Genomic DNA, 13,406 nt, shown 5'->3' on the forward strand with positions numbered 1-13,406 from the left:
GCTCCGACTATCGAAGCCAGTGTGCAGGGGGTTCAAACATAATGGACGAGGATATTCTGCAGGAATTCCTGGCAGAGAGTTGGGAGAACCTGGCCCAACTCGACACCGAAGTTGTCGCTCTCGAAAAGGAACCCAGCAACAGTCCACTCCTCGCCAGTATTTTCCGCACAATTCATACAATTAAGGGAACCTGCGGCTTCCTTGGATTTGAACATCTGGGAAAAGTCGCCCACGCCACGGAAAACGTCCTTGGCAAAATGCGCGATGGTGAACTCGATGTCACCAACGAGGCGATCTCTCTCGTGCTGGATGGTGTCGACACAATCAAGCACCTACTGGAAACCATCGAAAAAACTCAGGCCGAGCCTGAACTTGACACCTCGGCACTGATTCATAAACTCGATTTACTCGCATCGTTGAGTTCCCCGGTCAGCCAGCCTCGACATGTTCCTGCTCCAATACAACCTCAGGTCCTGTCTGGGGGAACAACTGCTAGTCAGCCGGTGAACTTCCAACATCCAGAATCGACGGGTGAACTGAATACGGAACAAACCAGTCCGGCTACAGCAGTTACTTCATCAGCCCCTGTTGTTTCTGCGAACGTCTCAAAAGCTGCGGAAGTTGATCCAGGTTCAAATCGAAACGGCAAACCCGCTGCAATGGCAGCAGCTCCAAATAGTGCGAATGGAGAAAGTGATTCCGATAACGAAGGACGACGCTCTGCTGCTGTTGACCTATCGATTCGAGTGAATGTTGAAGTTCTCGATAAGCTGATGAACCTGGTCGGTGAACTGGTTCTGACCCGTAATCAGCTGCTGCAGATGGTTCGCGGCGAAGATGAATCGCGATTCCAGGTGCCAGTCACGCACCTCAACCGAGTGACAACCGATCTTCAAGAAGGGGTGATGAAAACCCGCATGCAGCCGATTGGCAATGCATGGAGTAAGCTCCCCAGACTTGTTCGCGATCTTTCGCAAGTGACATCGAAGCAGATCGAACTTGAAATGCACGGCGCGGAGACGGAACTTGATCGCACCGTTCTCGATGCAATTAAAGATCCGCTGACACATATGGTGCGAAACTCGGCCGACCACGGCATCGAGAAAGCCGAAATTCGCCGAAAACAGGGAAAATCCGAATCGGGCACAATTCGACTGAAAGCCTTTCACGAAGGGGGCCATGTCATCATTCACGTGGAAGATGATGGCGCTGGCATTCATGTCGAACGGGTGCGACAGAAAGTCCTTGAAAAGGGTCTGGCGACCGAATCCGATCTGGCGCACCTCTCTGAGGAAGAGATCCTTCAGTTCATCTTTCTGCCAGGTTTTTCCACAGCCGAGACCGTCACGAGTGTCTCAGGCCGTGGCGTGGGCATGGACGTTGTCCGCACAGCGATTGAACGCATTGGGGGAACAGTCGAACTCCGCTCTCAATGGGGGCAGGGGACAACAATTCGAATCAAGATCCCACTGACGCTGGCCATCATCTCGGCATTGGTCGTCTCCAGTTCCGGGCAATCATTCGCGATTCCACAATTAGGAATTGTCGAACTCGTCAGGCTCTCAGTCGACGATCTCATCCGTATTGAAAAAATCCACGACCAGCGAATTTTTCGCCTGCGTGACCGATTGTTGCCTCTCTTGCGACTCAGCGATGCACTCAAACTTCCTTCTTTGCCCCCAGACAACGAAGGCGACATGAGTATTGTCGTTGTGCAAGTGGGAGATGAGCAGTTTGGTCTGATTGTTGACGAAGTTTTCGATACGCAAGAGATCGTCGTCAAACCCCTGGGGAGCATTCTGAAAGATCTGCGAGTCTACCAGGGAACGACTATTCTCGGTGATGGCCGAGTCATTATGATCCTGGATGTCGCGGGGACAGCAGCAGCTTTGGGTGGAACTGCCAGCAGAACCCAGAGAGAGCTGCGGAATCTTCAGCAGGATGCAGCCAATGGAGAAAATGACAAAACCAGCCTGCTCTTATTCTCGACACCTCATCAGGAAACCATGGCTGTACCACTCGGCCTGGTGGCGCGGCTCGAAGAATTCTCCCTTAAACAGATCGAGCAGGTCGGCGAGCAACTGGTTGTCCAGTATCGCGGAGATCTCTTGCCTCTGATCCCGATTCGTGGAAACAGCCGTGATGTCCAGAGACTCGATCCTCAACCGGTGGTTGTCTTCAGCGATAACTCACGCATGATGGGGCTGATGGTCAACAAGATTGAAGATATTATCGAAGAGACCATCACCATTCGCATGCAAGGGAAACGTCCCGGAGTCTTTGGCACGACGGTCGTCGGTGGCAAGGCGACCGAGATTATTGATATTCAGCACTATCTCACCCAGGCCAATCCTCATTGGTTTCATCGAGAAGATGAACGAAACCGCTTGCGTGTTCTGGCCATTGATGATTCCCCATTTTTCCGTCAGTTGCTGCAAACCGCGATTGAAGCCGACGGCCATAAGATCATCACGGCCTCTGGTGGTCATCAGGCGCAACAGATCATCGAGCGGGGTGAACAGTTTGATGTCATTATCTGCGACATTGAAATGCCCGAGATGACGGGTTGTGAATTTGCCCAGTGGTACTGCCGGCGAGATCAGCAGAAACGATCTTCATTGATTGCGATGACTTCTCTTCTGGGCGAAGAACATCGCCAGCGGATTCTGAAGTCGGGCTTTGATCATTTTCTCGCCAAGTTTAATCCCCAGGAATTGAGTTCTTCGATGGCACAAATCTGCAGGATGCAGCCTCATTCGGGAGTTTCCGCATGATTGCTCCAGTTGATGGAACTCCCACCGTTGAATCGCACGCCTTGAATCAGAAGCAGTTCGTCACCTTCTGGGTGAACGAACAACTCATGGGCATTCCCGTCGGTATTGTGCAGGAGGTTCTGAACCCCCAGACAATCGCTTCCGTTCCGCTGGCACCACGAGAAATAGCCGGGCTGTTGAATCTCCGCGGCCAGATTGTCACCGCCATCAACCTGAGGCGGCGTCTGGGATTGCCTGATTATTCGCAATCGGAGGGAAGCATGAATGTGGTGCTCCGCTACCGGGGCGAATCCTTCAGTCTGCTGGTCGACAGCGTGGGCGATGTGCTGGATATCGCCGAGATGCCTATTGAAGCTCCACCTCGCACGATTTCATCCACCTGGAAGGCCTATACCGAAGGTGTGATCCGCCTGGAAAAGAACCTCCTGCTATTGCTCAACGTGACGGCCATTCTGGCAATTGGCGGGCCGCTGAAATCGGAACATCCACCGATGGAATCGCGACCATAACGAATGGATGACCGCCTCGCTTTTCAAACTCAATACTCAAGCTCGTTTGTTTCAAACTCAGAATTTTTGAATATCGAATTATTGACCTCAGTGGCTCCCCATGAATCGTCCTCAAGTTCTGGCATATCCAGTCGCGCAGGTCGAGCAGAACGTCGATGCGAAAGCAGTTGCCAGCGTCTTCCCGCAGCATCTGCAATCCGTCTGGACAGCAGGCAATGGGATCATTGCAGGAATCCAACCCGAGCTTCTCAAGAGTGCCCTGGAAAAAGGGATTCCGCTGTTATCTCGTGTGATTTTCGATGAAACACTTCTCGAAGCTTTCGCCAACGATCTCAGAGAACAAACACGGCAGATCCCCTGGACAGCGGCAGAACTTCTCGCCATTCAGACAGCCCTCTTGAGATCGCTGGCTGAGGTGGAAGCTTCTCGCTGGAGTGCCTCCCGACAGAAAACCTGGGAACTGGCCTTGCATCGGCTCAGCCAGATTTTGCTGCATACTTCGGGTGCTGCAAAGCCGTCACTGGCTCCAGACAGGCTGCCGCATGCTGATCACACGGATGGCATACAGACTCAAAATCACACCCGAGAAGCAACTTCCAACAGATCGATTCCCTACACATCACCAACCAATCCATTGACTGATTCCACCTCTCATCAACTTCGAACTGAAGCTCCAGGATCCGACCATGACGACCGCACAAATTCTCGATCAGATCGCTCATTCAACCAATGGCATTGCCCCTCATGATCTGGCTCGTACAGAATCGAGTCGTATGCTCGTTGAAGCCGCACCGATGGGCCTCATGCATATCAGCAAGAGTGGGCAGATCATCACGATGAATCATCGCTGCCTCGAAATTCTGCGATCGATTGCTGCGGATTTACAGCTTGTTCCCGATGAACTGCTCGGTGGTCCGGCAGCAGTTTTATACGAGAGGTTGCCGCAATTGGGACAGCTCTCGGCCAATCTTTACTCTGCCCAGCGTTTCATCCATCGAACGTCAACGAAGATGATTCAAGTCGATATTCACCCTGCCACTGTCCCTGGCGGGATCCGCGATGGTCAGGTTATCAGCTTCCAGGATGTCACCGAGAAGAGACGACTTGAACTGGCTGCTACTGAAGCCCAGGAAAATCAGAATGCCACCAATCGCGTCCTCGTTGAACTGCAGACTGCGGAAAGCCCTGAAGATGCTGCACGAAAAGCACTTGAAGCCGTTCAGAAGGGTTTTGGCTGGGCCTACGGTTCGTACTGGACCATGGATCGCGCTGCCAATGTACTGCGATTTGCTCAGGAATCGGGCACTGTGAATCCCGAATTTGCCAGTCTGACACAGATCACAACTTTTGCTGAAGGTGTAGGGCTTTGCGGTCGTGCCTGGCGACAGCGGGAATTGATCTTCGTACGCGATCTGACACAAGTTCCGGATTGTGTGCGTGGCCCGGTGGCTATGCGAGCCGGTGTGAAATCGGGTGTGTGCTTTCCACTGATTGTCGATGATCAGGTGGTTGGCACGATGGATTTCTTTGCCACGGAAGAACTGGAACTTTCAACAGCTCGAATTGAAACTTTGCGGTCAGTCGGACGAATGGTCTCTAACCAGATCCAGCGTTTAAAAACAGCGAGTATTCAGGCTGAAATCGCCAAGAACGTTGAGGCGACAAATCGCGTTCAATTGGCCCTGTCTCTCGCGACATCACCTGCAGAAGCCATCCAGATCGCCTTGAAATCTGTCAAAGATGTCTTTGGTTGGGAGTATGGTTCTTACTGGGCAATCGATAACAAAGACCAGGTCTTAAAATTCTCAGCTGAAGATGGAACCGTCTCGCAGGAATTCCGTCGGGTGACCGAGACCTCCATTTTTGCTCGCGGTGTGGGATTGAATGGCAAGGCGTGGTTGAACAAAGATCTGGTTTTCGTTCAGAACCTGGCAAGCGTGACTGATTGCGTCCGGGCACCATCTGCTCAGATTGCAGGTGTCAAGTCGGGTGTGGCATTACCTATCACCATGTATGGGGAAGTGATTGGCACAATCGACTTCTTTGTCACTCGTGAAATCACGTTGACTAAAGAACGTGCAGAAGCCTTGCGGGCAGTAGCTCGTGCACTCTCCAGCACTTTGCAGCAACTGGATGCCTTCCGCATGAAGTGCATGGTCGAATCCATGCCTTCCAATATGATTCTGGCGGATTCCAACTTCAAGATCACCTACCTGAATCCCGCATCGATCAATCTTCTGCGGACTTTAGAAAAGTATCTCCCAGTCAAGGCCGATGGGATCCTGGGACAGAGCATTGATATCTTCCATAAAGATCCCGCCTACCAGAGAAATATCCTGAATAACCTGGGTGGAAAATCGCGGCAAGCCCAGATTCAGGTCGGGCCGGAATGGCTCAATCTGGTCATCAGCCCCGTAACGGATGCTTCAGGTAAAGCTGTGGGTTCGATGATTACCTGGGATGTCGTGACCGAGAAACTTCGTATGGAAAACGAAGTCACCCGCATTCAGAACATGATGGAAAACATGCCCATCAATGTCCTGATGGCCAGCAGTGAAGGGGTGCTGGAATACTTCAATCCCGCAGCATCTCAAAATCTCAAGCGGTTGGAGAATCAACTTCCCCGAAAGGTCAACGAACTCAAGGGCAAGCCTTTCGATCTCTTCTCCCGACAGACGGAACTGCAGTCTCGAATTCTCGGGAACCCGGGCAATCTGCCCTTTACCACCAGGGTTCAACTTGGCACAGATCATCTCGATGTCCAGGTAAACGCCATTTACGACAAAAAAGGGGACTATGTCGGGCCGATGGTGACGTTCACCATCATCACCGAGCAAGTTCAGATGGCGGATACTTTCGAGAAAGATATTCGCGGGATTGTCGAGATCGTGACTTCATCGGCAACAGAAATGCAGGCCAGTGCGAAGTCTCTCGCTGCCACATCTGACGAAACGGCACGACAGGCACAGGTTGTGGCTGCTGCCAGTGAAGAAGCCACCCGAAACGTCGAAACGGTTTCTTCGGCCTCGGAAGAACTCAGCAAATCAATTTCCGAGATCGCCAGACATGTTCAGGATGCATCAAAAATGACAGCCACCGCTGTCCATGATGCTGAGAAGACAAACGCCACCATTCGAGATCTGGGAGTATCAAGTAACGAAATCGGGCAGGTTGTGAAAGTGATCACATCGATTGCTCAACAGACCAATCTGCTCGCGTTGAACGCGACCATCGAAGCGGCCCGTGCGGGAGAAGCTGGCAAAGGCTTCGCGGTGGTGGCTAATGAAGTCAAAGAACTGGCACGACAGACGGCAAAGGCAACTGAGGAAATCAGCCAGAAGATCAATGCCATTCAAAATGCAACGGGTGTAGCGATCACTGCGATTGGTTCAATTGGTGAATCGATTCGGAAGATCAACGAGATCAGCACCACGATTGCCAGCGCGGTTGAAGAACAATCGGCCGCAACGAACGAAATTTCCCGTAATGTCTCAGAAGCAGCCCGTGGAACAGCCGAAGTCTCTTCCAATATCGCCGGGGTTTCACAAGCTGCCGACGAAGGTGGTAAGGGAGCTGGAGATATTCTGACAGCGGCTGAAGGTCTGGCGATCGAGTCGAACCGGCTTGATCAGGCCACGACTCAATTCCTCCAGAAATTGCGTTCCCACTAACAGCAGTCAACGGCCGGGAACATTCTCGCTCATGAACTTTGAGAATGTTCTCCGGCGGATTTGACTGACTCTGCCATCTTGCAAAAGTCGATGACCAGGCGATTGAAATACAGGCTTATCCGAGAAACGGGATACTTGCTGCCCTGAAAAGGTCTGCTCTATGAAAACCTTGCTTCTAGTCGATGATTCGCGTGCCGTTCGTCTGGCAACCAAACGCATGGTGACTTCTTTAGGGGTTAACATTCTTGAGGCAGAAGATGGCAGTCAGGCCTGGGAACGAGTGCAGAGTCACCCGGAAATTGATGCCATTCTGCTCGACTGGAACATGCCGGTGATGGATGGCATCACGTTCCTTCGTAAACTGCGCGAAGACAAATCGCAGCCTCAACCAGCCGTTATCATGTGTACGACAGAGAACGATCTGCCCCGCATTCTCGAAGCGATGCAGGCCGGTGCCAACGAATACATTATGAAACCGTTCACGGAAGAAATCGTACGCGAAAAGCTTGCCGGAACAGGGATTCTATGAGTTTACGTCCAGTGAAAATTCTGGTCGTGGATGACTCCGCCGTGATCCGTGGCCTGATGGCTAAAGTCATTGAATCGACCGAGGGATTGCAGCTTGCTGGAACAGCGATGCATGGCGAAGCCGCCCTGGCATTTCTGAAACGCAATCCTGTGGACATCGTGGTCCTCGATGTCGAGATGCCTGTGATGAATGGACTCGATGCCTTGCGTCAGATCCAGATTCAATTCCCCGGTACACATGTCATCATGGCCAGTGCTCTCACGACGGCCGGGGCGAAAGTGACGGTTGAAGCATTGGCGCAAGGCGCTGCAGGTTGTGTTGCTAAACCTCAGGCAAAGTCGGCATCTGATGCGATCCAGCAGGTCGGGGCCGAACTCGTACCGCTCATCCGGGCCTTAACGAACAAACCTGAGGCAAACACTCCGGATGCGGCGATCGTTGCAGAGGCCGAGATTCGTCCACACGCTGAATCCAACGTGACCCGTACCAATAATGCAAGATATGCATCGTCGACAACCGAGACGGCCATTCGATCAACTGGCACTTCGGTCTTACGCAGAATGCCTCGGCCCGTGCAGGCCATTGTGATTGGCACCAGCACAGGTGGCCCCAAAGCTCTGAGCCAGATCATGTCGAGCATTGATGACACGATCTGGCAACCGATACTGATTGTTCAGCACATGCCGGCAGCATTTACACCAATGCTGGCGAAGCATCTGGGAAGTGATTCCCGCAGAGTTTGTGTCGAAGCTCAGACGGGCATGCCAATTCTCCCCGGGCACATCTATGTGGCTCCCGGAGATTATCATCTGGAAGTTGTTCGTAAAGGGGGGGATATCGTTGCCCAACTTCACCAGGCAGCACCAGAACATTATTGCCGTCCATCGGTGAATCCGCTCTTTCGGACAGCAGCAGAGGTCTGGGGCAAGCATCTGGCAGCAGTCATGCTGACCGGTATGGGTGATGATGGAATTGAAGGGACACAGGCCGTCCATCAGGCGGGTGGTTACATATTGGCACAGGATGCTGTCTCAAGCGTGGTTTGGGGAATGCCAGGAGCCGTCGTGAAAGCAGGCCTTCACGATGAGATGCTCTCGCTGTCCGAGATTGCAGGTCGTCTCCGACAGATTGCATTGTGGAAAGGGGCAGCATGACCATTGATTCCAACGACTATGATTTCCTATCGGCTCTGGTCGCCAGACGATCAGGTTTAGCCCTGGGAAGCGGAAAAGAGTATCTCCTCGAAGCGCGTCTTATCCCCATTGCCAATTCTTTGGGTATGCCCAGCCTCGTCGAACTGGTTCGTCATCTCAGAGTTCGCCGGGATGAAAATCTCGAGGCCACCATCACGGAAGCGATGACTACGAATGAGACGTTATTCTTTCGAGACAAGACACCTTTTGATGAACTCAAAGAACAGATTCTTCCTGAGTTGATTACGAATCGGCAAACCAGCCGCAGGCTGCGGATCTGGTCGGCGGCAGCTTCCACTGGCCAGGAAGCTTATTCGCTCCTGATGACGATTCGCGAGTCCTTTCCACAATTGTCGTCATGGCGTATCGAAGTCATTGGAACCGATATCAGCCAGCAAGCGTTGTCGAAAGCCAGGCAGGGAACCTACTCGCAGTTCGAAGTTCAGCGAGGTCTGCCCATTCAACTGTTGGTCAAATATTTCCAGCAAGTACCAGAAGGTTGGCAGATTTCGCAAGAATTGCGGAATGCCGTCACCTTTAAGCCACTCAACCTGCTGGAGAATCTCTCCTCACTGGGTGAATTTGACATTATCTTCTGCCGCAATGTTCTCATTTATTTTGAACAAGCCAATAAGACCACCATTCTCGACCGGATGGAACGACAACTCCGGCCGGATGGTTACCTGGTGCTTGGTGCTGCTGAGACCGTCTTAGGTGTGACCAATCGATTTCAGAGAGTCCGAAGCTGTAAATCGGCCGTGTATGCACCTTCCAGGCAGTTTCAGACCGTTTAACTGTCGTTCACATTGGTGAAACGCTGAGTGATCGTGGAGACTTTTTCCACACACATTTCGCATGATGATGTTCGCTGAATGCCTTGCTTGCGGCCTGTGTATGAGGCTCGCGGGCAAGCGTGTCATCGGTTCGTTCGCCCGTTCTGATGAAGCGGGAAATGGGCTGAGTGACAGTTCATGCTGCCATCAATTCGAACGATTCGCTCGTTACTTCAAGAATGGAGAATTCACCACGAAGGTCGCGAAGAGCACGAAAGTGGAGGACGTTGAGTTGGGCATGAGTTCGGAGTCGTTTTTCGGTTTTCTCAACGCAGAGTTAATGCCTGCGTCCGTCACCCGCGGTTCAATCCCGTAGCGGCGCTAAATTCTAATGTGCTCTCGATTCACTTTTTCGAGAAGTTTGCCATGCAAATATTTCACAAAGTCGGATATTCTAAGTTAAGTTGTTTGTGGTCATTCGTGGTTCAGTAAAAGGGTGATTCGTGGCTGTTCCTGAACGTGTGGTGGTTCTCGGAGCAAGCAGCGAGCAGCACGAGCAGATTCTGCAGCATTTGCGTGGCTTCCCGGTGGATGTCCTCCCACCCGCGACGCCATTTTCCCACTTCTCGAATGATGATCTACCGGATGGCGTTCTAGTGATCGGCACGATGGCTTCCCTGGCCATGCGGCTCAATGAGATTAACGCGCTGGTTCAGCATCTTCCCGACGGGCTTGTGGTACTCAATCATCAGCAACAGGTTCTCTGGTGGAATCGCCGGATCGAAGAACTGGCTGGAACAAACGATCTTTCGGGGCGGGATTTTTTTGGAGTTCTACAAAACCCGCAAATCGAAGGACCCGATTTCTCACCTCTGAATCAAGCTTTGGCCACCAGCGAAACCACTCGAACAAAGCTGCGGTTGAGCGACAAACAGTATCTTGAAATTCTCGTTTCACCGGTTCTTGACGAACATAATGAGCTTCCTCTGGGACTGGTCGTTACGGTTCATGACATTTCGAACGATGTCCTCGAACGCGAAAAACTCAATGCGATCCACCAGGCTGGTCGAGAACTGGGTGATCTTTCGGCCGAAGAACTCATAGAGATGTCTGTGGAGGATCGCATTGAACTTCTCAAGCAGAAGATCATTCAATTCACGCAGGATACACTGAACTACGAAACGATCGAGATCCGGCTGCTGGATCGCAACACGAAATCATTAGATCCATTGCTGCATGTCGGGATGACTGAAGAAGCAACTCACCGGAAGCTGTTTGCCAATGCGACGAATAACGGTGTCACAGGTTTCGTTGCGGCCACCGGGAGCAGCTATCTTTGCGAAGAAACATCGAGCGATCCTTTGTACCTGCCCGGTGCCCTGGGGGCCCGAAGTTCGCTGACTGTGCCCTTGATTCTGCACGATGAGGTGCTGGGAACTTTCAACGTCGAAAGCTCGAAAGCGGGAGCATTCTCCCATCGAGATCTGCAATTTCTGGAGCTGTTTGCACGCGAAATCGCCATTTCGTTGAATACACTGGAACTGTTCGCTGTCGAGAAAATGACGGCGCAAAGCGAGAGTATGAATCTCGTCCTGAGAGAGATTCATCGTCCGCTCTCGGAAATTCTGGGTGATGCCAACTGGATTCTCGATGGGTTTATTGGTCACCAGCCGGAGATCTGTGAGCGATTGCAGCGAGTGATTAATCACACCCGTGGTATTCGTGATCTGATCATGAAGATCGGAGAAGCTGCTCAACCGGCACTTCCTCACGCACCAGTGGCCTATCAGCCTGCCGCACAAAGAGCACGCATTCGCGGCAAGAGAATTCTTGTTGTCGATCAGGACGATACGATTCGCCAGGCCGCCAATGATCTTCTTGTTCGTTTTGGTTGCGTGGTGGAAGCTGCCAGTAGTGGGATCGAAGCTGAACGGCTTGTGCGTGGATATCATTACGACGCCGCCATCATTGATATCCGTCTGCCTGATATGACAGGGTTCGACTGCTTCGTGCGAATTCGACAGTTGAATGAGCATCTGCCGGTCATCCTGATGACAGGATTCGGCTACGACCCTTCTCATTCGATCGTGAAAGCCAGACAAATGGGCTTGAAATCCGCACTCTACAAACCATTCCGCCTTGAGCAGCTTTTGAGTGAACTGGAAAAAGTGATGACTCCTCCAGCCGAACCCACTGCTTCATGATGGTGGATCTTTGGGCAGGTTGAAGTTTCTCTCCACGTTGATGCGTCAAATCGCTGTGCCTCAAATGAAGATCACCCGGCAAGCTATGGCTTACCGGGTGATCTGAATCTCAGTACTCAAAATTCTTCGTTAAGAATCAATTCGGGTTAGTAGTTCCACTCAACACCGAAGCTCCAGGCTTGTGTCCAGAACGTGCTTCGGCTGTCACCGATGGTGGTTTGGAGTGGGGCACCCCGCCAGACGATATTCTCTTCTGGCCGGTAAACCTCTCCCAGCATGGTGAAGGTATAACCAAACTGGAACTGAGCCTGTTCGAAGAACGCCATGCGTTTAATCAGTGGAACATAACTGAGAAGTGGTGCTCTCAGCAGGACCGATTGTTCGAGCATGGGCGACACTATGGTGGTCGTATCGGAATCGTTGAAGACCTGATCCACACCTGTCGCGGGAGGCACGTTTCCTGAACCCGTCTGATTGAAGATGTTTTTATATTCGATCGATCGTTTCGAGTGGTTGGCCAGGAGACCGAACTTTGTATTCGAGATGATCTTGAATTTGTCTTTCCCCAGATCAATCCGGAAGCCGACTTCGGGACCCGCAAACTGCGATTGAACGACCGACCGGAGAGTTGAGTCCAGCAGCAGAACATCGGTGGGATTATCCGGAGCGATAATCGCCGCTGGGCGTGGTCGGCCAGTGGTGGTTACAACGGCGAGGTCAGTCGTCCCCACCGTATAATTCAAACCACTATCGACACCATGAAAGCCAAATGTTTCACGTAAACCGAAGTAGCGAATCCCGTAAGTGGGCCGGATACGGAATCCATCTCCCTCTTTCCAGGGATTGGCCATACCACCAACATTCGCCCCATAAAACTGACTGGTGTGGTTGATCTCGAACAACAGATCGTACTTTTGAACACCGGTATTGTTGGCGTTATCAAGGTTCGTATCACCATCAAACAGCGGGAGAGCACCCACAATCTGCAATCTTTGTGTGATTGGAATTGTATAGCTGGGTGTTGTGGTCACAGAAGTGGGCGTCGGAGTCGCGATACGCTGTTCGCCCGTCGCACCTTCATCCAGGAAGAAGCCTGACAAAGTCCAACCACTTTCGTCTGCCTGCTCGCCTTCGAGAGTTAAGCGAATACCACCCGAAGTCGCGTCATTCAGAACGCCGGTATAGGTGAATGGAGTGATGTTACTCGTCGTTGCACCTGTTCCGGTCCCTGTACCAGTTCCCGTCCCGGAAGTAGTTGTGGGGCGATAGATTGGCAGGATGCCTTCAGAACCCATCAGTCGATTATTGGGTTTCTTGTAGACCCCATAGAGCCCTTCGACAGTGAAGGACATTTGTGATGGCCCCCACTTCGAGTTATCAAACCAGAAGCCGTTTTCCTGCTGAATCTGCTGGAAAGGGGGCCCCTCAAAGGGAGAAACTGCCGGCCAGGGGTTCATCCCCGGCTGGAAAGATGGAGGTGCCATTCCCGGCCCATACCCTTCCGGCGCATATCCCCCAGGCATGGGCTGGTAGCCTGCCGAAGGATAGTAGCCGCTCAAATCCGGGTTCATGGGACCATCTTGTCCCATGGTGACCGAGCCCGACGCCAGCATCAGCCCGCCAAGCAGGTATTTGAAGCCGCGAAGTTTGTTAAACCAGTGCCGTGTCTGCATCAGATCGTCCCTGACGATGCACCGTAAATTGAAGCGAGGCAACCACCGTTGCTTCCGCTGCTCATCGGCGAATGCCGCCG

Annotated in this window: 9 protein-coding genes; 8 read left to right on the top strand and 1 reads right to left on the bottom strand. The window is 52.2% G+C overall.

The window, feature by feature from the left end:
- Nucleotides 1–41 precede the first annotated feature (41 nt).
- From PLIM_RS09875 to PLIM_RS09920, 8 genes are all read left to right on the top strand, one after another.
- On the top strand, nt 42–2,774 hold the full coding sequence (locus PLIM_RS09875) for a hybrid sensor histidine kinase/response regulator (protein ID WP_013110167.1): 2,733 nt from the start codon (nt 42–44) through the stop codon (nt 2,772–2,774).
- Entirely contained in the window at nt 2,771–3,283 is a 513-nt protein-coding gene (locus tag PLIM_RS09880; protein WP_013110168.1) for a chemotaxis protein CheW, read from the top strand. The genes PLIM_RS09875 and PLIM_RS09880 overlap by 4 nt, the downstream gene beginning before the upstream one ends.
- 100 nt (nt 3,284–3,383) lie before the next feature.
- On the top strand, nt 3,384–4,031 hold the full coding sequence (locus PLIM_RS09885) for a hypothetical protein (RefSeq protein WP_013110169.1): 648 nt from the start codon (nt 3,384–3,386) through the stop codon (nt 4,029–4,031).
- Nucleotides 3,970–6,954 carry a GAF domain-containing protein gene (locus tag PLIM_RS22750; protein ID WP_052301545.1) on the top strand — a complete coding sequence of 995 codons (2,985 nt, stop codon included), beginning with the start codon at nt 3,970–3,972 and terminating at the stop codon, nt 6,952–6,954. The genes PLIM_RS09885 and PLIM_RS22750 overlap by 62 nt, the downstream gene beginning before the upstream one ends.
- Nucleotides 6,955–7,114: 160 nt before the next feature.
- Nucleotides 7,115–7,483 carry a response regulator gene (locus PLIM_RS09900; protein WP_013110171.1) on the top strand — a complete coding sequence of 123 codons (369 nt, stop codon included), beginning with the start codon at nt 7,115–7,117 and terminating at the stop codon, nt 7,481–7,483.
- Nucleotides 7,480–8,637, top strand: coding sequence for a chemotaxis-specific protein-glutamate methyltransferase CheB (gene cheB / locus PLIM_RS09905; RefSeq protein WP_013110172.1), 1,158 nt, complete (start codon nt 7,480–7,482; stop codon nt 8,635–8,637). The genes PLIM_RS09900 and cheB overlap by 4 nt, the downstream gene beginning before the upstream one ends.
- Entirely contained in the window at nt 8,634–9,470 is an 837-nt protein-coding gene (locus PLIM_RS09910) for a CheR family methyltransferase (protein ID WP_013110173.1), read from the top strand. Before cheB ends, PLIM_RS09910 begins: the two co-directional genes overlap by 4 nt.
- Before the next feature lie 482 nt (nt 9,471–9,952).
- On the top strand, nt 9,953–11,653 hold the full coding sequence (locus PLIM_RS09920; RefSeq protein ID WP_013110174.1) for a response regulator: 1,701 nt from the start codon (nt 9,953–9,955) through the stop codon (nt 11,651–11,653).
- A gap of 146 nt (nt 11,654–11,799) precedes the next feature.
- Here PLIM_RS09920 and PLIM_RS09925 read toward each other — a convergent pair whose 3' ends face one another.
- Nucleotides 11,800–13,326 (bottom strand): hypothetical protein, encoded by a 1,527-nt coding sequence (locus PLIM_RS09925; RefSeq protein WP_013110175.1) that lies wholly within the window; start codon nt 13,324–13,326, stop codon nt 11,800–11,802.
- Nucleotides 13,327–13,406 lie beyond the last annotated feature (80 nt).

The sequence above is a fragment of the Planctopirus limnophila DSM 3776 genome (assembly GCF_000092105.1).
GTDB lineage: Bacteria > Planctomycetota > Planctomycetia > Planctomycetales > Planctomycetaceae > Planctopirus > Planctopirus limnophila.